This is a genomic window from Flavobacterium sp. GW821-FHT11G01, assembly GCF_058808175.1.
In genome coordinates this window covers 196,013-220,987 of the sequence record NZ_JBXARK010000007.1, presented here as the reverse complement: position 1 = coordinate 220,987, position 24,975 = coordinate 196,013, and the positions used below count along the sequence as shown (strand labels likewise).

17 protein-coding genes are annotated in these 24,975 nt (G+C 33.6%); 12 read left to right on the top strand and 5 right to left on the bottom strand.

Going from position 1 to position 24,975, the window contains the following annotated elements; all coding sequences use genetic code 11:
* Positions 1–222 precede the first annotated feature (222 nt).
* Positions 223–3,501, bottom strand: coding sequence for a CheR family methyltransferase (locus AC1RRN_RS14390; protein WP_492967958.1), 3,279 nt, complete (start codon positions 3,499–3,501; stop codon positions 223–225).
* A 181-nt stretch (positions 3,502–3,682) separates the two neighbouring features.
* Between AC1RRN_RS14390 and AC1RRN_RS14385 the strand changes: the two genes are divergently transcribed.
* Positions 3,683–3,922, top strand: a complete 240-nt coding sequence (locus tag AC1RRN_RS14385; RefSeq protein WP_492967957.1) for a hypothetical protein — start codon at positions 3,683–3,685, stop codon at positions 3,920–3,922.
* Between the two features lie 112 nt (positions 3,923–4,034).
* On the opposite strand, the gene AC1RRN_RS14380 is transcribed toward AC1RRN_RS14385, so the two are convergent.
* Both AC1RRN_RS14380 and AC1RRN_RS14375 read right to left on the bottom strand, forming a co-directional pair.
* Positions 4,035–4,403 carry a response regulator gene (locus AC1RRN_RS14380; protein WP_492967956.1) on the bottom strand — a complete coding sequence of 123 codons (369 nt, stop codon included), beginning with the start codon at positions 4,401–4,403 and terminating at the stop codon, positions 4,035–4,037.
* Positions 4,404–4,582: 179 nt separating this feature from the next.
* The gene (locus AC1RRN_RS14375; RefSeq protein WP_492967955.1) at positions 4,583–4,753 is read right to left on the bottom strand and encodes a hypothetical protein; all 171 of its coding nucleotides are present in this window, start codon (positions 4,751–4,753) and stop codon (positions 4,583–4,585) included.
* Positions 4,754–5,182: 429 nt separating this feature from the next.
* On the opposite strand from AC1RRN_RS14375, the gene AC1RRN_RS14370 reads away from it, so the two are divergent.
* The 8 genes from AC1RRN_RS14370 (at position 5,183) to AC1RRN_RS14335 (ending at position 17,187) form a co-directional block, all read left to right on the top strand.
* Complete coding sequence (locus tag AC1RRN_RS14370; RefSeq protein ID WP_492967954.1) at positions 5,183–5,755, top strand: phospholipid scramblase-related protein; 573 nt, start codon at positions 5,183–5,185, stop codon at positions 5,753–5,755.
* Between the two features lie 63 nt (positions 5,756–5,818).
* Positions 5,819–6,238 (top strand): response regulator, encoded by a 420-nt coding sequence (locus AC1RRN_RS14365; RefSeq protein WP_492967953.1) that lies wholly within the window; start codon positions 5,819–5,821, stop codon positions 6,236–6,238.
* 153 nt (positions 6,239–6,391) lie between these two features.
* Positions 6,392–7,834, top strand: a complete 1,443-nt coding sequence (locus AC1RRN_RS14360) for an ATP-binding protein (RefSeq protein WP_492967952.1) — start codon at positions 6,392–6,394, stop codon at positions 7,832–7,834.
* 3 nt (positions 7,835–7,837) lie between these two features.
* The gene (locus AC1RRN_RS14355) at positions 7,838–8,269 is read left to right on the top strand and encodes a response regulator (protein WP_492967951.1); all 432 of its coding nucleotides are present in this window, start codon (positions 7,838–7,840) and stop codon (positions 8,267–8,269) included.
* A gap of 89 nt (positions 8,270–8,358) precedes the next feature.
* Positions 8,359–14,721, top strand: a complete 6,363-nt coding sequence (locus AC1RRN_RS14350) for a hybrid sensor histidine kinase/response regulator (RefSeq protein ID WP_492967950.1) — start codon at positions 8,359–8,361, stop codon at positions 14,719–14,721.
* 27 nt (positions 14,722–14,748) lie between these two features.
* Positions 14,749–15,969, top strand: a complete 1,221-nt coding sequence (locus AC1RRN_RS14345; protein ID WP_492967949.1) for a sensor histidine kinase — start codon at positions 14,749–14,751, stop codon at positions 15,967–15,969.
* A gap of 93 nt (positions 15,970–16,062) precedes the next feature.
* Entirely contained in the window at positions 16,063–16,584 is a 522-nt protein-coding gene (locus tag AC1RRN_RS14340; RefSeq protein WP_492967948.1) for a PPC domain-containing DNA-binding protein, read from the top strand.
* A 111-nt stretch (positions 16,585–16,695) separates the two neighbouring features.
* A complete protein-coding gene (locus AC1RRN_RS14335) occupies positions 16,696–17,187 on the top strand; it encodes a YybH family protein (protein ID WP_492967947.1) in 492 nt (163 codons plus the stop codon).
* 82 nt (positions 17,188–17,269) lie between these two features.
* On the opposite strand, the gene AC1RRN_RS14330 is transcribed toward AC1RRN_RS14335, so the two are convergent.
* Positions 17,270–18,397, bottom strand: a complete 1,128-nt coding sequence (locus tag AC1RRN_RS14330) for a hypothetical protein (protein WP_492967946.1) — start codon at positions 18,395–18,397, stop codon at positions 17,270–17,272.
* A gap of 270 nt (positions 18,398–18,667) precedes the next feature.
* On the opposite strand from AC1RRN_RS14330, the gene AC1RRN_RS14325 reads away from it, so the two are divergent.
* Positions 18,668–20,290, top strand: a complete 1,623-nt coding sequence (locus AC1RRN_RS14325; RefSeq protein ID WP_492967945.1) for a family 43 glycosylhydrolase — start codon at positions 18,668–18,670, stop codon at positions 20,288–20,290.
* A gap of 105 nt (positions 20,291–20,395) precedes the next feature.
* Complete coding sequence (locus tag AC1RRN_RS14320; RefSeq protein WP_492967944.1) at positions 20,396–21,025, top strand: response regulator; 630 nt, start codon at positions 20,396–20,398, stop codon at positions 21,023–21,025.
* Here the strand turns inward: AC1RRN_RS14320 and AC1RRN_RS14315 are convergent.
* Positions 21,022–23,955, bottom strand: coding sequence for a sensor histidine kinase (locus AC1RRN_RS14315; RefSeq protein ID WP_492967943.1), 2,934 nt, complete (start codon positions 23,953–23,955; stop codon positions 21,022–21,024). The two genes, AC1RRN_RS14320 and AC1RRN_RS14315, sit on opposite strands and share 4 nt — an antisense overlap.
* A gap of 288 nt (positions 23,956–24,243) precedes the next feature.
* Here AC1RRN_RS14315 and AC1RRN_RS14310 point away from each other — a divergent pair, with 288 nt between their 5' ends.
* Positions 24,244–24,792, top strand: coding sequence for an NAD(P)-binding domain-containing protein (locus AC1RRN_RS14310; protein WP_492967942.1), 549 nt, complete (start codon positions 24,244–24,246; stop codon positions 24,790–24,792).
* The last annotated feature ends 183 nt before the right edge of the window (positions 24,793–24,975 follow it).

The window sequence follows — 24,975 nt, the reverse complement described above, 5'->3', positions numbered from 1 at the left end:
ATTAAATCTGATTTTTTAAATGCACATCATTATCGATTTAATCTTGTAACCAAATTTAAAGTTGTAGTTGTGTTTTTTATTTACAGAATTTTATTTTGTAATTGCATAATTATCAGTGGTTTGATTTAATTTTGGAGATTTAAATCATATAATATTGGCAACTTAAATACAAAAAAAAAGATGCCCGAAAGCATCTTTTTATCTTAATAAGAAAGTGTTTTTTTATAATGGAATATAAATAGAAAAAGTTGTACCGTGATTTACTTTGCTTGTTGCTGTAATAAAACCGTTATGATTAGATACAATCTTTTTGGCAATGGTCAGTCCAAGACCGCTTCCTCTGTATTGGTCATTACTGTGCAATCTGTAAAAAGGTTCGAAAATTTTGTTTTCATATTCTTTAGTAAAACCAATACCGTTGTCAATGACACAAATTTTCGCATAATTAATTTCAGGATCTCCGCCAATTTTAATGATTTCTTCGCGCGAAGGTAGCTGAGATTCAATTTTAATTTGCGGTACAACATCTTCTTTGGTATACTTAATAGCATTCATTATTAAATTGATAAATAACTGCTGTATTTGATACGGAATGACATTTACCTGTGGCAAGGCCGAAACAGTAACAATTGCATTTTTTTCCAGAATATGATCTTTTAAATCAGAAACTATTTTCTTTAAAAGCACATTAAGATCAGTTCTTTTATATTCTTTTTCAATAAAATTAATTCTCGAATAATTGATCAAATCTATAATTAATTTACTCATGCTTGCAGAAGCTATCCGAATTCGGTCAAGATTATGAAGACTTGATTCGGTTAGATTTTTTTCATTATCGATAATTCGGTTAGAAAACATCTGAATCTTACGAAGCGGTTCCTGAAGATCATGGCTTGCTGCAGCACTAAAATTTTCCAGCTCATCATTATATTTTTGTAATTCCAGATTTTTCTTCGTTAACAACGCATTGGTAGTTTCCAGATCTGTAATATCTTCAATAGCCAAAAGTATCATGCCGGCAGGTTGCGCATTCAGAATACGGCGTGCATTGACCATCATGATTTTTTTGCCAGTACCATTACAAACGGTATCAATCTTAAAATCATGAATTGATTCTTTTTCGCTAAGCATTTTAAATAATAACTCTTTAAATTCGGGAATGTCCCATTGGCAATCTCCAATTTCAAAAAACGAGTGCCCCTCTGTCTCTTTGTCGGTCGTTTCAAAATATTTATAAAATGCCGGATTGGCGCTTTTTATAAAAAAATCACGATCAATAATCAATAAAGGTTCGCGAATGGTATTAACAATCGATTCAGAATAATTTCTCATCGAAATGAGTTGTTCCTGACGATCCATTAATTCATCATTTACACATAAAAGTTCCTCATTATTTGATTGCAATTCTTCAGTAGAAGTTTCCAGTTCTTCATTCATTGCCTGGAGTTCTTCACTGCTGCTTAATAATTCTTCATTAGTAGTTTGCAGCTCCTCAAATGCAGTTTGCTGTTCTTCAGTGATTCGTTTTATATCTTCCCGCATTTGCATGAGCTCATTTTCAAGTTCTTTAATGCGGAGTTGATCAGAGTTTTTACTTTTTAATTTACTTTCGGTTTCTGTATTCGGCAGTTCTTTTTTAGTAAAAAGAATTAAATGATGTTCTTCTTTATCCGGAAGTGAAATTGCTTCAAAAGAAGCCAGATAAGGTTGATTTTTTACCTTAATATTTTCTTTTACGATCGTTTCTTTGTCTTTCTTTAATTTCGTTAACGCATTGCGCAATTCGAAACTAATACCATCGCGTGCCATTTTTAAAATATTAAAATTGGGTTTTCCCGGTGAAGGAAGTAAAAACGGACTAGTATCTCCATGAAAATGAACAATTTCCTGATGTTCATTAATAATAACACTAGCTGGAGTATATTTAGAAAATAAAATATCCGAAGCTATTTTTAAAAAATCATTTGGTGGCGATTTCTTTTTATCCGATAATTCTACTTTATCGCGATTGCTAATATTGGCTGGTTTAAAAGCTTCGGGTACATAACGTCCCGGCGCAAATTTGCGGCCATAAATTTTTTCATGTTTTCCAATCGGATCAAATAAATTTTGTGCATTGTTAATGCTTTCAGATTTACCAAGAAACAGAATTCCTTTTTCCTTAAGGGAATAATGGAAAGAGCTTAAAACTTTATTTTGTAGAAAAGAATCTAAGTAAATAAGGACATTTCGGCAAGAAACCAAATCAATTCTGGCAAAAGGCGGATCTTTTATAAAATTGTGCACTGCAAAAATACACATGTCGCGAATCACTTTATTAATATGATAATGCCCGTCTCTTTTAGTAAAATAATGATTTAATCTGCTTTGCGAAACTTGTTGTACATCTTGTGTGGAGTAAATTGCTGTTCGTGCCTTTGAAATACATTTTTCAGAAATATCAGAAGCAAAAATCTGAACTTTAATATCACTATTTCTTTCTGCTAAATATTCATGTAACGCTATAGCGAGAGAATAAGCTTCTTCTCCCGTTGAACATCCTGCTACCCAAATACGCAAATTATTGTTTACGGTATTCTGTAATAATTGCGGAAAAGCAAGTCTTGGCAGCGATTCAAAAAAGTTTTGATCCCTGAAAAAGTACGTTACAGGAATTAAAAAATCATTAAAAAGTAAATCCTGTTCAGTTTTATCATTTCGAAGATAATAGTAATAATCCTGTAAATTTTCTTTACGGCTCATTACCATTCGTCTTGCTATACGTCTTCTAATGGTGGGTTGTTTATAATGGCGAAAATCATTTCCGGTTCTTAAAAAAATAAGATTTACGATCTGCATTAATATTTCTTCTTCATTCTTTGGAAGATGTTCTTCTTCACTATAAGCATGATATGTCGTATAACTTTTACGGATTTGCATTAATTGTCCCGGAATGAGTTCCGGTGCTAATACATAATCAACAATATCAGCATCTATGGCACTTTGTGGCATTCCTTTAAAATCTGCCGTTTCAGGATCCTGAACAATTGTTGTACCGCCAACTTCTTTTATTTTTTTAAATCCAAAAGTTCCGTCAAAAGCAGTTCCGGAAAGAATAACACCAATAGCAAAGCTTTGATGTACTTCTGCCAGAGATTCAAAGAAAATATCAATACTGGCTGTTCTTTTTTCATTCCGTGTTCGCTGATGTAGTTTTAATACGCCATCTTGTACTACAAGATTATTGTTTTCAGGAATAATATAGATATGATTCGGAGCAAGATTGATATCATTAATAATCTCGTGAACGGGTATCTCGGTATGTTGGGCCAAAATTTCAGGCAAACTGCTAGGATAATCCGGAGATAAATGCTGTACAATTACATACGCCATTCCAGAATCTACAGGTATTGCCTTTATTAATCTTTTAATAGCATCTAATCCGCCTGCAGAAGCACCTATACCTACAACGGGGAAATTTTGCTCTGTTTTTTTTGGGTTTTTTGTGTCAGTAAGTTTCATGGGGTTTGATGTAATTACTAAGACCAAAGATAGATTAAGTCTTTGATTTAAAAAAATTGTAAAATTATTATGGAAATGATGTAAATTCTAACTAAAAAACATGTAAAAAAATGGCTAAAATCTTTTTAAAATTTGTCTTATTACAAGTGTTAAAAAATATAACTATTTAAAAATCAATATTATGAAAAATTTATTTATGACATTAGTTATGCTTCTTTTTATAGGAACAGTTTCTGCACAGGAAACGCCTAAAACAACTAAAAAAGCTAAAACAAGTACAGACACTATTTTAAAAAGTAGTCATACAAAAAAATCCTCTACGTATAAAACAGATACGGTCAAAACAAAACATCCTACTACTAAAAAGAAAAGTAGTACAAGACCTAAAGCCGCAATCGATACCATAAAACCAGAAAAATAATGGGAAATCAATTCGTAGAATGACTAAAGCCTGTGTAATGCGGGCTTTGTTATTTTTATTAGACAGTCATTTAATAAAAATAACTTTGTTTTCAGTAAGAGAATTGGATTTCTTATAAAATGTCTCTTAAGATATTTTTGAGTTCATTAAAATTACTCGGTTTAGTAACATAATCTTTGGCATCGAGTATTTTCGCCAAATTTGCCGATATTGGAGCTGTGGAAAATATAATAACAGGAATATTTTTGATAGTATCTCGTTTTTTTATTTCTGCCAAAAGTTCAATACCGCTCATTAAAGGCATATTGATATCAAGGAAAATTAAGTCCGGATTTATTTCTTTGTTAATCAGTTTTTGTAAAGCTTCAATTGGATTATGAAGTGCCATATATGCAGCAGTTGATACTCCCTCCAGCGCTTGCTGAAAGAATTCGCAATCATCAAAATCATCATCAATTTGCAAAATATTTTTATACTTCATATGCAGGTTATTTGGTTTGACTCTTTTATCAGATGATCATCCTAGTAAAATTAAATCTTTTACAGCTAATAAAGTAATTTATTAGAATGTTTTTTATTAAATTGTAAGATTATAATTATTTTTTTAAGTTGATCAGAGCTAAAAAAAACTTGCTTTAAAACAAGTTCTCAATTTTTATATTAAGTTTCATTATGATGCTCTGAAGAAACTTTCAAGGAATCGGAAGTTATTGCTTCTTTAGGTTTGGCATCCCTTCTATAATCCTCGTCATCACAATGTTTACTGCAACTCATCGATGCAATTGTTAAAAATATTGCGCCAATAATAATCTTAAAGTTTAAATTTTTCATAGTATAAAAGTTAAGTTTTAGTTATTGAATTTTTATAAAAATAATTTGATGACAAAAGACGATTTTATATATTTTTTGATTTTTGTTATATAATTCCCATGTCTGATAAAAGCCATGTTTTTTTTAGTAAATTTCTATATTAAAAAATAAAATTATCGGATAAGATTGAAACCATGTAACATTTAAATCGAATTATGTAAAAGGTCGAAGATTTTATATCTTCATATTTGTTCTCGTTAATGCCCAACAGACTGAATCAAAAACTGAATTATTTTAATTTAAAAATGATAGATACAAAGCCAAAAAAACACATTGAAAAACCTATAAAAGAATAATTACAGATTAAGATTCATATACGTAATACTTAAAAAAGAAGTCTTCGTTTTGAAGATTTTGAGACCTATTTTTTTAACTATTAATCTTAATTATATGAATTCAGATTTCTTTGAAATAAATAATTATTTTGTTGATAACCGAAGTAGTTTACGTAAAAATTATCACATTTATAATAGCAAACGTGAGCGTATTGGAAGTATAAAACAGAAATTAACATTAAAGCAAAGAATGTTAAAATTATTTCCTTGTAAAACTTTGTTTCCTTTTTGGATTGAAATCAGAAATGCAAACGGAGGTCTTGAATCTTCAATTGCAAAACATAATTTTTCCTTTATGTCTAATATCTGTGTTTATGATGCGCATGGTAAAAAGGTAGGAACCATTAATAAAAAGAATTTTTTCAAACCCGAATTCAAAGTTTTAAATACTTCTAATGAAGTAATAGCTGAAATACGAGATGCCTGGCATGGACCCAATTTTATCGTTTATGACCCGGCAGAAAAACAAATTGGTTCGATTGATAAAAAACGGAACGGGCGGATGAGAAATTTTGTGAGATCAAATCACAGTTACAATGTTAGTATGAGTACAAATTACTCAGCAGATGAAAATAAAGTCGCAATTTTAACAAGTGCCATTGCGATCAATATGCTTTTTTTTAATTGATTATCTTAAAATAATCATATCATTAAAAGAAAGCTATTTTTTTAATTTTAAAAGGAAAGATTATTGAAAGAACTTTACACACCAGCAGTACCAAATAAGCACATGACTTATACCAATATATTACAAATTGATGACGATTCAGACGATTGTGAATTATTCATGGAAGCACTGGAAGCAGTATCTGCTGCAACCTACCATGCTATTTGTGACCCGGTAGAAGCATTACGAAAATTGATGCAAAAAGAGATAATACCAGATGTTATTTTTCTAGACTTAAACATGCCTATCATGTCAGGAATTGAATTTTTAATCGAGATTAAAAAAGAGCAAGAGTTAAAAAAAATCCCTATTATTATTTTTTCTACTTCACAATTAGATGATATCATTAAGGAAGCCAAAGCACATGGCGCCGATGATTTTATATCAAAACCAAATAATTTTAATGACTTAAAACAAATTTTAAGTCAATATACCTTCGGCTAAATGTTATTAATTTTTATATCGATTGTAGCTGCGAAAGGCTCATCAATAGAGATTGTGCTACGAAATTATTCAGAAAAGATTTTGTTTTTTTTATTATTTTTATTGGATAATAGATTGCCTAATAGTGTGATATCGTCCTTTAATTGTAATTAAATGAAATTATCTACTCAAATTTTAGTTGCGTTTACGCTGGTAATTTTGCTGTCTGTTGCAGACTCGTATACGAATTATATGCTATCCAAAAAAGTGCAGCTTAACTCGCAATTTCTCGCCAGATCTGAAGAGATTATTCGTAATTCTAATAAAACCCATAAATCTATTATCGAAATGCAAAGTGCCTTTCGAGGTTTTTTGCTTACAGAAGATTATACATTTTTAGATTCTTACTTCATCGGATTAAAAAGAGTGCCTTTATTGATAAAGGAACAAGAGATTCGAATTGGAAGTAAAAATGAGCAACGCTCTATATTAGATTCTATCAGTACACTTCACACCGATTGGGTTCGATATTCTAAAGAATTGATAAAAAGCAGAAGAGAATATCCGTACTCGTATAAAAATCTTTTTAATACTTCCCTAAAAAGACATGTCGGAAAAAAAATTAACGATGCTATTTCAGAAAAATTTACCAGATTTGATAAAATCGAATATAAGGTAAGGAAACATCATACAGAGATGTTACTTACTTCATTAAAATATGCACATACTTTTTCATTTATTTTCCTTACACTCACCGTTATAGTTGGTTTGTTAAGCACGGTGTTTATTATGTATATTACCAATAAAAGAATTACTTCGATGGTTCGTCTTGCCGAGAACATTTCTAAAGGAAACTTTACAGTAGTAAAAGATACCAGAAATGATGAGTTGACTGCCCTGGCAACATCATTGAACAGAATGTCTGGAAAGCTGGATAAAAATATTCATGAGCTAAAAAACAGAAATGCGGAGTTAAATAAATTTGCTTACGCAGTTTCGCATGATCTTAAAGCGCCAATTCGGGGTATTCATAACGTAGTGAGCTGGATTGAAGAGGATCATGAAAAAGAACTTTCACCGGAGATTAAAAGATATCTTAAAATTATTCCGCAAAAAACCAGACGCATGGAAGCGCTTATTAATGGTTTACTGGATTATGCACGTTTAAACCTGAAAGCGCCATTAGAATATATTGATACTAATGCTTTGGTACATGAAATTGCAGATTCCATTGTTCCCAGAAATTTCAAACTTAAAATAGGGAATCTCCCAAAATTGTATACAGAAAGAATTAAACTCGAACAGGTTTTTGCTAATTTAATTAGTAATGCCGTAAAATATACACCGCAAGAAGAGGGTGTCATTCAGATCAGTTGTTTGACATTTGGAGGGGTTCATGAATTTTCAGTAAAAGATAACGGAATTGGAATTGCATTGGAATATCACGAAAAAATATTCGAGATTTTTCAAACGCTTCGTGAGCAAAACGAACAGGAAAGTACCGGTGTTGGTCTCGCAATTGTGAAAAAAATAATTGACGATCAACAGGAAAGTATTATAGTTAAATCGAAATTGGGTGAAGGAGCCGAATTTATTTTTACATGGAGAAATAATTAAGTTATGAAAAAGGCAACAATTTTATTAGTTGAAGATGACGAACTGGATGTGATTAGTGTGGAGCGTTCCTTAAAAAAGTTAGAAAGTGAGTATGAGCTTTTTACTGCCTATAATGGAATTGAAGCTTTAAAAATACTCAGAAATAAAGAGCAGGGATTTATCCCGGATGTTATTTTGTTGGATATTAATATGCCAAGAATGAACGGAATAGAGTTTCTGAAAGTGTTGCGGGAAGATAAAAAACTAAAAGATTTAAAAGTTTTTATCATGACAACATCTTCGGAAGAAATGGATCGTTCAGAAGCTGAAAAATTAGGAATATCAGGTTATATTATAAAACCATTGAATTACAATGACAACACAAAACGATCCGATTCTATGGATGCTTTTGTGCAGTTTCATTTAAGGAAAATACTGTTTGATGACGGCATATAAAACAAACTGTTTTTTGTTGTTGAAAAGTAGTAAATTAGTCAAGATTAAGGTGTCAGATTTTTTTAAGTCATTCGATAAAAGTTGGGAATATGAAAAATAAAAAAGAAATTAATAAAACTGTGGATACTCCGGAAATTATTCTGGAACTTCCAATTGTTTCAGAAAAAACTCCAAAACCAAGAAGGAGAAAAGTTGATTCAGAGGAATCTATTTTGACTGATGCAGAGTTTTTAAAGATTTTGCTGAAGGTCAAAAATGGTAATTTCACCCAACGTTTCCCAACGGATCAGAATGGAATTAAAAGATCGATTTGTGATACTCTGAATGAAATCATCGATCTGAATGAACGTATGGTTTTTGAATTTCAAAAAGTAGGTAAAAGTATTGGTAAACAAGGAAAATTAACGAATCGAGTTGCTCTTGACGGAGCAAGAGGTTCATGGAGTTCCTGCGTTGATTCAGTAAATACACTGATCTCAGATCTTGTGCATCCTACCATCGAAATTGCACACGTAATTACATCGGTTGCAAAAGGAAACCTATCTCAGGAAATGCCGCTTTCTATTGAAGGAAATCCGCTTCAGGGAGAATTCCTCAGAATTGCAAAAGAGGTAAACGGAATGGTAAAACAGCTGAATCTGTTTTCGATGGAGGTAACGCGTGTAGCACGTGAGGTAGGTACAGAAGGTAAATTGGGAGGTCAGGCAAAAGTAAGAGGTGTCGGTGGAGTTTGGAAAGATTTGACCGATTCGGTAAATAAGATGGCTTCGAATTTAACTGGACAGGTACGTAATATTGCCGACGTAACAACTGCGGTAGCAAAAGGAGATTTATCCAAAAAAATTACCGTTGACGTAAAAGGAGAAATTCTGGAATTAAAAAATACCATCAATACCATGGTGGATCAGCTGAACTCGTTTTCTTCTGAGGTAACGCGTGTGGCGAGAGAGGTAGGAACCGAAGGAAAACTGGGAGGACAAGCGCAGGTAAAAGGAGTTGGAGGAACCTGGAAAGATTTAACAGATTCGGTAAATCAGATGGCATCGAACTTAACGGGTCAGGTACGTAATATTGCCGATGTAACAACCGCGGTAGCAAGAGGAGATCTTTCGAAAAAAATTACGGTTGACGTAAAAGGAGAAATCCTGGAGCTAAAAGATACGATCAATACGATGGTGGATCAGCTAAACTCGTTTTCTTCCGAGGTAACGCGTGTGGCCGTAGAGGTGGGTTCTGAAGGAAAACTGGGAGGTCAGGCAAAAGTAAGAGGTGTTGGTGGTGTTTGGAAAGATTTGACCGATTCGGTAAACCAAATGGCATCGAATCTAACAGGTCAGGTGCGTAATATTGCCGAGGTAACCACAGCGGTAGCAAAAGGAGATTTATCTAAAAAAATTACTGTAAACGTTGCAGGAGAAATCCTGGAACTTAAAAATACGATCAATACCATGGTGGATCAGCTGAACTCCTTTGGTGCCGAGGTAACTCGTGTTGCGCGTGAGGTAGGTTCAGAAGGAAAACTGGGAGGTCAGGCAAAAGTAAAAGGAGTTGGTGGAACCTGGAAAGATTTAACCGATTCGGTGAATCAGATGGCATCAAATCTAACCGGTCAGGTACGTAATATTGCCGAGGTAACCACAGCGGTAGCAAATGGCGATTTATCGAAAAAGATTACGGCTGTAGCCGAAGGAGAAATTCTGGAGTTGAAGAAAACCATTAATACGATGGTGGATCAGCTGAACTCTTTCTCTTCTGAGGTAACGCGTGTGGCACTTGAGGTTGGTACAGAAGGAAAACTGGGAGGTCAGGCAAAAGTAAAAGGTGTTGGAGGAACCTGGAAAGATTTAACGGATTCTGTGAACCAGATGGCGTCAAACTTAACGGGTCAGGTACGTAATATCGCCGAGGTAACCACAGCGGTAGCAAAAGGCGATTTATCACGCCAGATTACCGTAGATACAAAAGGAGAGATCCTTGAGCTTAAAAATACCATTAATACGATGGTGGGTCAGCTGAACTCGTTTGCATCCGAGGTAACTCGTGTGGCGCGTGAGGTTGGTACCGAAGGAAAATTAGGAGGTCAGGCGCAGGTGGAAGGTGTTGGAGGAACCTGGAAAGATTTAACGGATTCGGTAAACCAGATGGCATCGAACTTAACGGGTCAGGTACGTAATATTGCCGAGGTAACCACAGCGGTAGCAAAAGGCGATTTATCACTTCAAATTACCGTTGACGTAAAAGGAGAAATCTTAGAATTAAAAAATACAATCAATACCATGGTGGATCAGCTTCGAGGTTTTGCTTCGGAGGTAACAAGGGTTTCACGTGAGGTAGGAACGGAAGGAAAACTGGGAGGTCAGGCGAATGTGCCAGGAGTTGCCGGAACGTGGAAGGATTTAACAGATTCGGTGAATCAGATGGCGGGTAACTTAACCGCTCAGGTTCGTAATATTGCCGATGTGGCGATTGCCGTGGCGAATGGAGATATGTCCCGAAAAATTACGGTTGACGTTCGCGGGGAAATTCTTCAACTAAAAGAAACCCTGAATACGATGGTGGATCAGCTGCGTGAGTTTGCCTCTGAGGTAACTCGTGTGGCGCGTGAAGTTGGTACCGAAGGAAAACTGGGAGGTCAGGCGAATGTACCGGGAGTTGCCGGAACCTGGAAAGATTTGACCGATTCGGTGAATCAGATGGCGGGTAACTTAACAACTCAGGTACGTAATATTGCCGAGGTAACGATTGCCGTGGCGAATGGCGATATGTCAAAAAAAATTACTGCTGACGTTCGTGGAGAGATTCTTCAATTGAAAGAAACTGTAAATACGATGGTGGATCAGCTTCGAAGTTTTGCTTCGGAGGTAACAAGGGTATCAAGAGAGGTAGGAACAGAAGGAAAACTGGGAGGACAAGCATTCGTACCGGGAGTTGCCGGAACCTGGAAAGATTTAACAGATTCGGTTAATCAGATGGCCTCTAACTTAACAGGTCAGGTGCGTAATATTGCTGATGTAACAAAAGCCGTAGCCAATGGTGACCTTTCTAAACAAATTACGGTTGACGTAAAAGGAGAAATTCTGGATTTGAAAAATACCTTTAATACGATGGTAGAACAGCTGAATTCGTTTTCATCCGAGGTAACTCGTGTGGCGCGTGAGGTTGGTACCGAAGGAAAACTGGGAGGACAATCTGAAGTAAAAGGTGTTGCCGGAACCTGGAAAGATTTAACGGATTCGGTTAACTTGATGGCTTCCAACTTAACGTCTCAGGTACGTGGAATTGCAAAAGTTGTAACTTCCGTAGCAAAAGGAAACCTGAAACAAAAACTATCAATTGATGCGAAAGGCGAGGTGGCACAACTTACAGATACGATCAACGAAATGATTGATACGCTGGCAACTTTCTCCGATCAGGTAACCACTGTGGCGCGTGAGGTAGGAGCAGAAGGAAAACTGGGAGGTCAGGCAAACGTACCGGGAGCATCAGGAACCTGGAAAAACTTAACAGAAAATGTAAACCAACTTGCGGCGAATTTAACGACGCAGGTACGTGCAATTTCTGAGGTAGCTTCTGCGGTAACACAAGGAGATTTAACGCGAACTATTGGTGTTGAAGCAAAAGGTGAGGTTGAGGCACTTAAAGATACCATTAACCAAATGATTTCAAACCTGAAAGCAACAACATTAAGAAATCAGGAACAAGACTGGCTAAAATCGAATTTGGCTAAATTCACGCAAATGCTTCAAGGGCAAAAAGAATTGAATTCGGTTACGAGAAAAATCCTTTCTGAGCTGGCAACGGTTGTTACTGCCCAACACGGACTCTTTTATATTTTGCAGGAAGATGAGAATTTTGAAGATTCAAAACTGAATCTGATTGCTTCTTATGCCTACATCAAAAGAAAAAATTCACCTACGCAATATGCAATGGGAGAAGGACTTATTGGTCAGGTGGCGATAGAAAAGGAAAGAATTATTTTGAGTAATGTACCTAAAGATTATATCAGAATCAATTCAGGCTTGGGAGATGCCAAACCTCAAGACGTTATTATTCTGCCGGTACTTTTTGAAGGACAACTTAAAGCAGTTATTGAATTAGCATCCTTGGATACCTTCAGTCAGACTCACTTAGATTTCCTTGAAGGATTAACAGAAAGTATTGGTATTGTACTGAATACGATTGAATCGAACTCCAGAACAGAAGAGCTTTTGGTACAGTCTCAATCTTTGGCAAGCGAATTAAAAAGTCAGCAGGAAGTATTGAAAAATACCAATGAGGAACTGGAAGAAAAAGCGTTCTTATTAGCGAATCAAAAAGAAGAAGTGGAACTTAAAAACCAAGAGGTAGAGGTAGCGAGAAAAGCTTTGGAAGAAAAAGCAGATCAGCTGACTTTGACATCAAAATATAAGTCGGAATTCTTAGCAAATATGTCGCATGAGTTGAGAACGCCACTAAACAGTTTGCAAATTTTAGCAAATGAATTAATAGCCAACAGAGACGGAAATCTTTCTGAAAAACAAATTCAGTTTGCTAAAACAATCAATTCATGTGGTGATGACTTAATTCAGTTAATCAACGACATTCTGGATCTATCTAAAATCGAATCAGGTTATATTTCTGTGGATTACAATCCGATTAGTTTCGAAGAAATTAGCCGATTTGTGGAATCGACATTTAATCCAATTGCAGAAGCTAAACATCTACGTTTTAAAATCAATATGGATGATGAACTTCCGGAATTGATTGAAACCGATTCACAACGTTTAAATCAGATTTTGAAAAACTTGCTGTCGAATTCGTTTAAGTTTACCGAAAAAGGAGAAGTACAATTAAAAATCTACAAAGCCAATAACAATTGGAAAACGGCAAATCTTAGTTTGGATAAAGCAGAAGCAGTTGTTGCTTTTGAAATTTCAGACACCGGAATCGGAATTTCCAAAGAAAAACAAAATATCATATTTGAAGCTTTCCAACAAGCAGAAGGTTCTACAAGTCGTAAATATGGCGGAACCGGTTTGGGATTATCAATTAGCCGTGGACTTTCTGATTTATTAGGAGGAAGTATTGAGCTGGAAAGTGAAACGAATATCGGAAGTAAATTTACGTTGTTCCTTCCATTACAATATGTAGATATTTCTGAAATTGAAGAAATTGATGTAGAGGAAGAAACAGATGTAAAAGGCCGTATAAAATCATTGCCTTCTGAAAAGTTTAATCGTTCTGATATTGATTTGTTCTTTGTAGATGAAATAGGCGATGACAGAACTGATATTAAACCAGGCGATAAAATACTTCTGATTGCAGAAGATAATCTGACATTTGCCAAAATTATGTTGGAACAGGCACATATTAATGGAATCAAGGCGATTGTAACTACAAAAGGAAATGATGTCGTTGATTTTATTAATCAGTTTCATCCTCACGCTATTACAATGGATTTAAACATGCCGGACACCAGCGGATGGAAAATTCTGGACCGATTGAAAACGGATTTTAATTTACGACACATTCCGGTTTATATTATTTCTGGTGAAGACGAACGAAATAAAGGACTTAAACGTGGCGCAAGAAACTTTTTCTTAAAACCGGTTAAGAATGATTCGCTATCTTATCTTTTTAATGATATTCATGATTTTAAGAATAAAAAGATCAAAAATCTGTTGGTTGTAGATGATAATGAGCAAGAATTAAGCAGAATCGTAAATGCCGTTGACGGCGATGATATTAGAATTTCGAGTGCAAAAACAGCTGCTGAAGCGGTTGGATTAATTCAGGAAAAATCATTTGATTGTATTATCTTAGATTTGGTTTTACCAGATGCAGACGGACTCGATATTATTACGGATCTGGAAAATAATATTGCCGGACAGGAAACCGCCATTATTATACATTCGGCAGGTGACGTTACTAAAAAGCAACGATTAAGACTGAATCGATTTGCCCATAGTATCATTACAAAAAGTGCCGGTTCGATGGAAGAATTGATTGATCAGACCGCTTTGTTTATGCACCGTGTTCATAAAGAACTACCTGATGAAATGAAGGAAATCATAGAGTCGTTTTATTTGAAAGAAGATGTATTGCCGGGCAAAAAAGTATTATTAGTCGATGATGACGTTCGTAATCTTTTTGCATTGACAACCGCTTTAGAACGATATGGATTGGATGTAATTAGTGCCGAAAGTGGTCAGGAAGCAATTGATATTCTAAATCAAAATAAAGATATAAATATTGTGCTTATGGATATTATGATGCCCGAAATGGATGGTTACGAAACAATGAAACGCATTCGTAAAGATGCCAAACATAAGGATCTTACCATTATTGCCGTGACCGCAAAAGCAATGAAAGGCGACAGACAACGTTGTATAGAATCAGGAGCTTCAGATTATATGACGAAACCTGTAAACGTAGAACAATTGTCTTCGTTAATGCGCGTGTGGCTTAAATAATAATTTCATATTCAATGCAAAATAAGAATGGGAGACGCAATTAAAATCTTAATAGTCGATGACAAGAAAGAAAACCTACTTTCTTTGCAAGTCATCCTGGCTGAGCGTGGTTATCAGTTTGTTGAAGCGACATCAGGGAAAGATGCTTTGCGGATTTTGCTGAAAAACCAAGATTTTGCTATTATCCTTATGGATGTACAAATGCCATTGATGGATGGCTTTGAAACGGCGGAATTAATTCGCCAAAGCGAAAAACTAAAACACGTTCCCATTATTTTTTTAACCGCCAATATGAACACCAATGAATATATTTTCAAAGGTTATCAGTCTGGTGCTGTTGATTATATGATTAAACCGTTGTCACCTGAAATATTACAGGCAAAAGTGATGGTTTTTACCGAGTTGTTTCGAAAAAATCAGGAGTTAAGAAAGAAGGAAGAAGAAACGCACGCACTGAACGAAATTATTTTAAAAGCCAATAAAGAACTTGCTTCTCAATACGCAGCGATAGAAAAACATGCCGATGAACTCAAAAAGAAGAATATGGAACTTGATGCTTTTACATACATATCAAGTCACGATCTTCAGGAACCGTTGCGAAAAATTCAGACTTTTGCCAACCTTATTTTATCGAATGAATATGCTAATTTATCTGAGGATGGCAAAACAAAATTTGACCGAATTTTATATGCCTGTAACAGAATGCGTGAGCTGATTAACAGTCTTCTTACTTTCTCAAGAGCTACTCTGGTTGACAGAAGGTACGAAACAATCGATCTTAATACCATTATAAAAGATGTAAAAGAAGCCTTAAATGAAAATCTAAACGAAAAAGGAGCCACTATATTAACCGATTTTCATGATACGGCAAAAGTAATTCCTTTTCAGTTTGTTCAGTTAATGGAAAACCTTATTCATAACGCGATCAAATTTTCAAAAATAGAAACGCCATTAGAAATTACGATAAAAAGTCGTTTGGTTCATGGATTTGATTTGAAAATCGAAAATCTGCCTACAGATGTAAATTATTGCCACATTAGTTTTGGAGATAACGGTATTGGTTTTGAGCCCCAACATAGCGAGAAAATATTTGGTGTTTTCCAAAAATTACATGGCAGGGATGTATACGAAGGAACGGGAATTGGACTCGCAATTGTCAAAAAAATAGTCGAAAATCATAATGGTTATATTGATGCTGTTGGAGAACCTATGCAAGGCGCGACATTTAATATTTATATTCCTTATTAAAAATTACAATTGAATTCATGTAACACTATTTTGGATTTATATAAAATTTAAAAACAAGTTGTGAATTAATTTTAAGATTTAAAATTAATCGCTATGTCTTCCTTAAAAAAAATATTTGTCGCCCTACTTTTTTGTATTGTTGGTGTAGTAAACGCACAACAAACCTCAAGTAATTCTCAATGCCGTTATAGCAAAACAGCCGAAGGATTCCTGATGGTATTGCGTGAAGGTGATAATGTCATTGAATCAATTGAAAATCTTGTCAAAGAACAACAAATTCCTTCAGGAAATTTTACCGGAATTGGTTTTGCAGAAGAAGCTACTTTCGGTTTTTTTGACTTTAATCAAAAGAAATTTAATCCAAAGACATTCAAAAAAGTAGAGATGGGAAGTATTACTGGTTCTATTGCCTGGAATGAAGGAAAACCATCGTTACATATTCATGGAGTTGCAACAGATGATAAATTTAATGCTCATGGCGGACATATCTTAGCACTAAAAGTAGGAACAGGTTCAATGGAAATTTATATTACCGTAAACCAGGAAAAATTAGAAAGAAAGATGGAACAGCCATTAGGAGCAAATGTATTGCAATTGCCTTGTGTAAAAAATTAACCTCTCAAATTTGAAATGTAAAACCTTAGTTTTAATCTTTTTTAGGTTAAATCGTCTGATATTGAGATTTTTATAGTACTTTTAAGTTGTAATATTTTAATTTTTTATCATATGAAAAACAAGATTTTAAATGGATTATTATTAGGGAGTGTGCTGATTTCAATGTTAGCCTGTAATACTAAGAAGGAGGAAGAAAAACCTGTCGTAGTAGTTGATAAAGAGCAAATAAAAAAGGAAATTCAGGCAAAAGAAGATGAATTTGCGGCAACTTACAATTCAGGAGAACTTAAAAACATTGGTTATTATGCTGATGATGCGATAAGTTATTATCAACATAAAAAACCATTAGTTGGTAAGCAGGCAATTTCAGAGTTTTTGATATCTGATTTAGGAGCTAATTCTAATATAATTTCCTTTAAAACAAATGAAGTTTTTGTTTCAAATGATGGAAATCAGGTTGTAGAAAGTGGTGCATATACCGTAACGGACTCTGTTAGTAAAACGGTTATTAATACCGGAAATTATCTTAGTTTATTTGAAAAAAGAGACGGCAAATATGTTTGTGTCAGAGATATGAGTGCTTCAGACATGGAAATAAAATAAAGAAATCAGATTTATAGATATAAAAAATGGACTAAAACATAGTAAGTTTTAGTCCATTTTTTTTTATATCAAAGAGAAGTTTTTAACGTCTTCTTCCACCGCCGCCAAAACCTCCGCCTCCGCCATGAAAGCCTCCGCCACCTCTGCTGCCTCCGCTAAAGCCACCACCGCCTCCGCTTCTGGTACGGCCAGAATCAAAACTTGGACTCGATGAACGATTAGAAGTTGACGGACGATTTAAGTTTGAAGATCGATCTGAAGTACCCGCCGATGGACGGTTAACATTTGAAGATCGGTCTGAAGTTGAGGGACGATTCACTTTTGATGATCGATCAGATGTCGATCCTCGATTTCCATTAGCCCCACGATCGGATGTACCTGCTGTTGGCCGATTGGTGTTATTTCCTCGATTATTGCCATACTTTCCATTGGCCCTGTTATCTGAGACTGTATTAGATCGGTTTCTTTCGTTATTATAATGATTAATCTGATTTCTATTATTAATGATTACCGTATTTCCACCACCATAATGTCCTCCGTAATAACCACCATGATACCAATTGTTATGGCGATAAATACCTACTGCCAACACCGTAAATGCTGCAAAATAAGGAGGATAAAAACCATAATAATAAGGAGGATAATAAGGCACATAAGCAGGAGAATATACATACTGTACAATTGGAGCCGATTCTACAACAACAGTAGTTGTAGCAGGTACATTAACCGTAACTGGGTTAGAACCAACATAGGCCGGATTAGCTGTTACTGAATCACTTTTGGTTTTTGGCTCAATTACATAGTTTTTACCATAAAGATCTTCATCTCCCACTATTTGTAAAGATACTTTTCCGTTTTTGTCCTTATTTACTAAAATAACAGCAACATCCTGGGTTTCTTTTTCACTTACGTTTACCTGAAGTACAAACGTAAAAGCGTTGCCATCTTTTTTGGTTACAACTTTGATAAAGTCTACTTTTTTGTCAAGATTAAGATCAAGATTGTTAATTTTTGTTTCTTTTTGATTTAATGACTTTTCAAAATCCTCAATAGTTTTTGATTTTTGAAAAAGATCAAGTACCGCATACAAATCCAGATTATCTCCGGGCAGTCCAAGTGGTGGTACATCCTCATCTTTGGTTTGAGAAAAAATCGACTGATTCGAAAAACATATTACAACCACTAATAATGACAAAAAAAGTTTTTTCATAATAAATGAGTTTAGAAGAATATACTGCAAGTTAGTGAATATCAACGATATAAAAAAGTGTTGATGTAATTTCAGATTTATTGACTGTATTCAATCCCGGAATTCTTTAATTCTGCCTGACACTTCTTAATTTCAGTGGAATTTTGTAGATTTTATTTGGAAGTTTTATTAGATAAAACTGTGCTTAAAAGCCACAAACAGGATAGTGCATGACGCTAACGTTATGTGTATTACATACTTTTATTACAAACTAACCTAACCAAAATAGACATGATTTATAAAATAAACCATTCTTTTAATTTTATTGCTTTGATGATTTTCACTTTCATCGGAACAGCAACGGCAGTCATTGCTCAGGATCTGAACATTAAAAATGACGTATTCTGGAATACCAAAGACGGTCTTCCTTTAAATAGTCAGGGTGGTGGAATTTTTAAATTTGCAGATCCGGTTACCGGTGTACAAAAGTATTATTGGTATGGTGTACAATATGTTGAAGCCAATCGTTATCGTGCAAATCCGGCTATTACGCTGACAACATCTACTTTTGAAGCAGTGACTTGTTATAGCTCAACAGATTTGGTGAATTGGACATTTGAAGGCAATGTTTTGACAAAAGACAAAGCGAATCCGTCTGGTAAAAGTTGGGTGGGGCGTTTAGGCGTATGTTACGTCAAAGAACTAAAAAAATATGCGATGTTTGTTCAGCATGAAAAAGAAGTGTTGATTACACTATCAGATTCGCCTACAGGGGAGTTTTCCTGGCATCAGAAAATAAACATGGAGAAAATGATCGGGACCAGTAATACGGGTGATCAAACAGTTTTTACAGATGAAGATACCGGAAAATCATATTTAATATATTCTTACGGAAGAGGTCGCAACAAAATTTATGTTTCTGAAATTGGCCTGAAAGACGGAAAAGTAAACCTGCTAGACTGCACTGAAATTTTTAAAGGAGAAAGTCGTGAAGGAAATTGCATGTTCAAATATCAAAATAAATATTACATGTTTGCTTCAAATATTTATGGTTGGGATGGCTCTTTTGCTTATTATTTAGTGGCTGATGATATTAGAGGTCCATATCTCCCAACAAATGACATGACGATAATGAAAGGTTGTGAAGACGATTTTGCACACATTTCGCAAACCGGATTTTTCTTTTCTGTAAAAGGAAGCCAGAAGGAAACAATTGTATATTGTGGAGACCGTTGGGCCGATTTTGCAGGTAATGGTTTAGGATACAATCAGTGGTGCCCGATTTCTTTTGATGGAAAAACGCCTTATTTTAATTCGTTAAGTTCATGGAATCTCGATGCTAAAACAGGAAACTGGAAAGTTGCCGAAGACAATAATTATATAAAAAATGGCAGTTTCGAAGCTGACCGCCGACATATTCCGAGTCCTGTTAAACCAGTTCAAATTCAATTAACAGGCTGGGCAAGTGAAGTTATTGAAGGAAATAAAATAGGACTGGACAGTATTAATTCTCCTGTTTTAAATCATTTTAATACGGAGAATGAGAGGAAGATTGTCATTGGTGAAAAAAGTCTGAATATTAGCGATAAAGTTAATTTCAAAAGGAAAATTTTTCAGGTTATTTCTTCTTCATCCTATGTAAAATTAGAAGACGGTTTGTATACTTTAACAGCCAAAATAAAAAACAGTAATGGATTTATTAACTTGGAAATGTATGCGCTGAGCAATGGAAAAACATTTAATTCTGTTATTAAAAATGAGAATACAGACTGGAAAACAATTGTGATTAAAAATATTGTTGTTAAAGGTGGAAAAGTCGAAGTTGGTTTTAAAGCAGATGGAAATGCAAATGCTTTTTGTTTAGTTGATGATGTTTCTTTGGTAAAAAATGGGAAGCAGAAAAGTAAGAAATAAATCGTCATTTGACACAAATAATGCATTGTGATACCATAGAAGTTATATTAGCATTTAATTTGTTGAATAATTAAAAAAATTACATTTGTAGAAATGTAATTCATTATGACTAAAAAAATTTTAATAGTTGACGATCATTTAGTGGTTCGAAATGGAGTCGCCATGGTTTTAGAGAAGCAAATTGAAGATGTCGCAATCTCCAATGCCGAAAATTTCTTTGAAGCTATCGCACTTCTAAAAGAAAGTTCTTTTGATTTGATCATTTTAGATATCAATATTCCCGGAGGCAAAAGTACCGAGATGATTAATGACTTGAGAACTATTCGGCCGTCGGTTAAAATTCTTGTTTTTTCTGCTCATGAAGAAGAACAATATGCTTTGAAATATATTTCTGCCGGTGCCAATGGATATCTGAATAAACTCTGCAGTGAAGAGAAAATGATGTTTGCTATCAACTCTATTTTCGAATCTTCGACCTACCTTTCTTCTGAACTCGTAAATGAATTATTAAAAGAAAAGATCGGTAAAAAAAGAATCAATCCACGTGATGTTTTGTCAAAAAGAGAACTTCAGATTACAGAACTGTTAATTAATGGTAATGGGAATCTTGAAATTTCAAATATGCTAAACATTCATGTGTCCACTGTAAGTACATACAAGGCCAGAGTATTTGAAAAATTGAAGATTAATAATTTAGTAGAACTTATTAATTTGTATAAGACTTTCGAGTATTAATTGTATTCAACTAGTATGTCAATGGTTGTTCCTTCGTTAATTGTACTTCTAATATTGATGTTTCCTTTAATGATAACAAGAAGTTCAATAATCATGTGCAATCCCAAATGATAATTTTTTACAATTGGATTTTTGTAAAAATCAAGATAATAATCAATTAGCTCCTTACTCATGCCTTTTCCGTTATCAATAATCGTCAAGGTCAGCATATTATTTTGAGTAACAGCTACTAATTCTATTCTTCCATTTTTAGTGTTTTTTATGGCATTATCAAGTAAATTGTGAATAATAATAGAGAGTGCTTTATTATTTGTCCTAATTAAAACTTCAGGATCAACACTATTAATTATCACTGTATTTTCGACCTCCGCAATTTTTTTAAAAATCTGAATTTTTTCTTCAATAAGATCATATAAAGAATAACTTTTGTCTTCAAGTTTTTTCCCTTCAATAAATATGGTGGAATATTTTATCAGATTTTCAACATATTCGTATAATTGAACAGAAGACATTTTTATCGTTTCCAGTTGATGTTTTAGTTTTGGATCTTCCTGAATCGTTATATTATCTGATAAATGATTTATAGAAGAAGTAAGGAATTTGAGCGGACTTTTAATATCGTGGCTCATACTTTTTACCAATGTTTCCTGTTGCTTGATTTCTTGCTTTAAATTGTTTTTAGTGATTTTTAGTTTACGAACAGTTGTAGCTAATTTTTTGGTCTTTTTTTCAATAACGAGTTTAAGTCTGATGTTTTTTAATTTGATATAATATAATCGTATATACCACATAAAAATTAAAAATCCAATGGTCAGAAAATAACATAAAATAGTAAACCAGGTTGTTTGATAAAATCTGGCGGGAACAATTATCGTAAATTTTTTATAAATATAATTTCCATCAAATGATGACAAGCTTCTCAATGTAAGTATATATTTTCCGGGAGGCAATGTAGTAAACGAAATAGATTTCTCACCTCTTATTTTCTCCCAGCGACTATTAACAGTTTTGTCTAGTTTTGCCTGGATATTTATATTTTCTGCGTTGCCATAATAAGGGTAATCAATTAAGAAACTTACCCTTTGAAAATTATTTTTCAGTACAATGGTATCACTCGGAGTAAAAATCTTTTGATCTACAATAACCTTGTCAATAAAAAATTCTTTTCCTGGGAGTAATGGTGTTATTTTATCAGGATTAAAAAAAACAAAACCATTCATAGATGGAAAAACAATTTCATTATTTTTAAGATAATTACTGCACGGCTGGCATCCGCCATTAAATTCATTTGTTAAAAAGCCTTCTTCTTTATTGTATTGATGGTAGTAAATGGCCCCTTTTTTATTTTTGCTATATTTTAATAATGTCTTTCTGGATATCTGAAAAAGCCCTTTGTTGGTTGGAATCCAGAAAAAGCCTTTTTTATCTTCAACAATACAATGAGATGAATTAAGGTAATTGTCTTCATCTTTTGGAAAAGAAAGTAAAGTGTTATTCGAAAAAAGGAAAAAGCCTTTTTCATAAGTGGTCAGCCATATTTTTTTTTCACTATCAATAAAAACACTTCTAATATTTAATTTTTCAGAATTTTTAATGAAAAATAACTTTTTAGAATCTGTTTTATAAATAAATAAACCTTTATCTGTGCCGAAATAAAATGTAGTGTTATCGAATTGGGTAATATAGTTGATGATTTCTCCTAATACGGCGATAAGAGTAAGTTTGCCATTTTTTATCGAATAGAGTCTCGATTTATGGTATTCATCATTTTGCAAACTAATCCATATTGTATTGTTTTTATCCTTAAATAAAGTTTTTGGAGCCTGTTTAAAATCATAGGTGATATGTTTTTTATATCCTGATTTTTTAAGATAACACTGAACGGTAAATCGGCTTATAACCCACAAATTTTGATAATCATCCTTCGTAATGCTAAGACGATCATTGAGATAAACAGTTTTTGTAAAAGGAACACTATCTGTGACCTTTCTATTGTTAAGTATAAAACCTTCGGCGGTAACAATTGTACTGTCTGTTAATGGCAAGGCGGCATAATAGACCTCTGCAGCCTTGTGAGGATCTTTTTTAACCGTTTTAAAATCAGGAAAAGTAATAATACATAATCCATTTGTATAACTTCCTAAATAGAGTTTTCGATTTTTTCGATCGTAAAAAATCGAAATAATATTGCTTCTCTCAAAATTTTTAAACTCTATAATTGATTTGGCTGATAATTGGTTTTTATCAGATGTTAAGAGGAATATTTTATTTTTTGAATAAAGAAAAACCTGTTTGGCGGTAATGTTCCAATATAGCTTATATTTTGTTTTAAAAATGGCTGAATTCAGCTTATTGGAAGACATTCCATCTTTAGTAAAATAATCATAAGTGCCATCTGAATTCAGGTAGAACAAAGTATCATTTATAGTAAAAAAGTTAAAAACACTATTGCTTTTATAGGCAATTTTATAAATGCTTTTCATTTTAGCATCGCACAATTCTATTTGTTTGCTGTCGATAAAAAAAAGACTTCCGTTTGACCGCTTAATATAGTACGGATCGTGAGGATCTATTGTATTATTAGATGGAATTCCATCATGAAAATAGTAACGCTTTCCATTCCGGATGATTTTATATTTAGGACGTCCTTTTTTGACAATCTGTATTTTGCGGCCATTGATAAGAACGAGTTCGTTTTTTTTATCATTATAGCAATACAAGCTATCTTTCTGTATGTTCCCTAAAATTTCAGTAAAGCGACATTGTTGCAAATTTGTGGTAGCCGAATTGTAAATAAGGAAAGATTGTCCGTCATAACGAACCAGACCATTTTCTGTCGTCATCCAGATAAAATTGTATTTATCCTGCACAATTGATTTTACACTACTTTGTGGTAATTCATTATTATCAGCGGTGTACCATCTGGCCATATAGTTATTCTGACAAATTCCTTTAGCAGGATTTAGCAGTAATAATAAAAGGCAGCAATTGCGAAAAAATGTAAACAACGTCATTTTTGACATCGGACTGATTTTATACAGACAAACTTAACAAACATAATTCGTAATTTTTAATTTGTAGTTTTAAATCTACAAGATTGTAGGTTTATTGGTACAACTCTCATGATTTCTCGATGCTGTATACGGCTATATTTGTTTTAAACCCTGCTTTTAAACTTATCCTTATAAAAAAGCAAGATTAATAAAAAATTAGAGATTATGAAAATAGGTATTATTGGTGTATGTAATATAACTTTAGATTTCGCTGACAGAGCTGCTAAATCAGGACATGAGGTATTAATTAGTCATAACCGTTGTACTCAAACTTTAAGACCTATTATTCAAAAAATGGGAGATAAAGTAAAATTAGTTTCTAAAGATAAAGCAGTAACAGCCAAAATAATAATATTGTTTATTCCTCGCGAAGATCTTAAAGCCTTCTTTGATGATTTACCAGATATGAGTGAAAAAATATTACTTCATACAAACAATCCTCTTTTTAGTATGGAATCTCTTGAATCTTACGGAGAACAAAAATCATCATGTGAAATTATAGCTTCTTTACTACCAGCAGCACATGTAGTAAAAGTATTCAATATTATGCAACCTGTTGAGATTTTGCCTATATGTAAAAATCAAAATCAAAATGGAAATGAAATATTTTATGCAGGAACAAATTTACAGGCAAAAAACAAGGTAAAAAGTTTTTTAAAAACTATAAATCTTGTAGGTTGTGACCTCGAAGAATATAAATTGGGTTGTTGCTAAAGGTTGAATAATTTACTTAAAAAAATGTACTTCCAAGTTATCCTTTGTAAATATCAGCATGAAAAAAAACATTTTCAAACAAGGAAGTACAAAATAATATTTTCAGACTTGAACTTAAATAGTTTACATTCAAATGTATCTTTATAAGAATTTATTTTTTTATAGAATTATAATTTTCAATTA